The sequence below is a fragment of the Oleiphilus sp. HI0123 genome (assembly GCF_001635315.1).
Genome location: NZ_LWGE01001479.1, coordinates 1 through 2,078 on the forward strand (window position 1 = coordinate 1; position 2,078 = coordinate 2,078).

Annotated in this window: 2 protein-coding genes; both read right to left on the reverse strand. The window is 45.0% G+C overall.

Annotated elements, in window-relative coordinates:
• The coding region (locus tag A3761_RS19495) for a gamma-glutamyltransferase family protein (protein ID WP_068750716.1) at positions 1–1,395 on the reverse strand (1,395 nt) is incomplete at its 3' end.
• Positions 1,396–1,447: 52 nt separating this feature from the next.
• Positions 1,448–2,078: EAL domain-containing protein (locus tag A3761_RS19500; RefSeq protein WP_156491966.1), on the reverse strand; the 631-nt coding region annotated here is incomplete at its 5' end.

The window sequence follows — 2,078 nt, forward strand, 5'->3', positions numbered from 1 at the left end:
AGCAACGAGTTTTCCTTTATGGTGAGCCCTAAAGGAAAAGTCAGTGAGTTCGTTATTTAAAAGGAAGCCATTCACCATTAGTCTGGAACCAAAACCATTTTCTATGGTACTGGTCATCGAAACTATATTTTTATCTTTATCAACGATCACAAAATGGCTGGTTGAGGGGACTTCGATTGACTTACCTGCCTGATAGGCGGCATAAAATTTTGCATCGGGAACTCCCGGCGATACACCTTGCAGGGCTGTTCCTGGCGTAATTAGCTTTGATCTACTTCTAAGGTAGTGCTTGTTGAGCATGGCTTTTGGCCAGTCTACAAATGCCGGGTCCGCAATATATTGCCCTCGATCAGCAAACGCTAGGCGGCTGGCATCGGCGATAAGCTGCCATGTTTCTGCAGAGTTTGAGCTTCTTTGTGACAGCCCGAAAGGCTCTAGGATGCCGAGTATTTGCGCAATGCTAGTCGCACCAGAGCTTGGTGGCCCCATTCCGCAAACTTCGTAAGTCTTGTAAGGAGAGCACACCGCTTGCCGTTCAATCACTTTATAGTCTGAGAAATCTTTCTGGGATAGAAAGCCTGGGTTGCTCGCTTGCTTTACTTTATCAACGATTGTTTGGCTAATATCGCTATTATAGAAGTAATCACCACCATGTTTTGCTAGAGCGACCAAGGTGTTTTTGTAAGCAGGGTTCTTAAGTTGCTGTCCTGCTTGTATCGCACGTCCATCAGGAAAGAAATATTGGTATGCGCTATCATCACTGCTCAAATATTTTTCATCTCTTTTTACTGCGTTCGCTAACCGTGGGCCTACATTAAAACCATTTCCGGCAAGTTGTATCGCAGGGCTGAGTAGAGATAGCCACTTCTTCTTACCATATTTCTTGTGGACCTCAGCTAAAAGTTTAACCGTCCCGGGTGTGCCTACTGATCGACCACCTACTACCGCGTCGAAAAAAGCCATTGGCTGAGCGTCTTCTTTTAAGAAAAGTTCTGAGTGAGCGTCTAAGGGAGCAGTCTCACGCCCGTCAAAGGTAGTGAGCTTGTTATTTTGTGAGTCATAGTAGACCAGGAATGCGCCACCGCCTAAACCGGAGGATTGCGGTTCAACCAGACCAAGTACCGTTTGTACGGTGACCATAGCATCGATGGCATTACCGCCTTGCTCTAATACCTTATAGGCTGCTTTACTTGCTTCCGGGTGTGCACTGACAACCATAAACTCTTTTGCATAGCGCGATTTTATAAGGTCAGAAGCGGGGCGTATTGTTTGGGTTTTGAGTTGTTTATTATCTGCTTGGCCTTGCTCTGGAGCGAATAGGTCACTTACTTGCTGACAGTGAAGCAAAGGAGAATAGAAAGATAGTATTGTTATGAAGGTGAGTAGCGACTTCATTTAGCGATATCCTCTTACTTAGGTTCTTATTCTGGAGCGGCTTAACAGTGCGTTACTTGTGCTTGAGCAGGGTAGACAACTTTTCGGCTTTTTCATAGAGCCAGCCTTGTATTGAATCGCAGCCACACTCTAGCAAGAAGTCGTTTTGTTCCTGGCTCTCGACACCTTCGGCAACTACTTTCATATCCAAACCGTGCGCCATTAGGATAATAGCAGAGACGAGTTTGCAGTCAGATTCGTAAAAAGGAAGTTCGTTAATAAACTCTCTATCGATTTTTAAGGTGTTAAAGCTGAATTTTCGGAGGCTGCTTAAAGATGAATATCCTTGGCCGAAATCATCCATTGCGAGTTTCATACCTAGCTCAGTTATTTTATTAAGTATGAAGTCCGTATTGCTCTGGCTGGACATCAGAACGCCTTCTGTAATCTCAATTTCTACCGAACTATAGTCAATGCCCGAGGAGGATACCGTGTCGCTCAAGACATCTATAAGACTTGGTGAGTTAAATTGAACCGGAGAAATGTTTATCAACATTGTGCAGCGTGCATTGTAATGAGCTTTAAGCTCGACCAGCGCAGCTAAAGACTGCTGAATTACGAACTCACCAATCGGAATGATCATGCCGTTTCTCTCGGCTACTGGGATAAATTCGGCAGGGGATACTTGGCCAAGATGCTCGCTG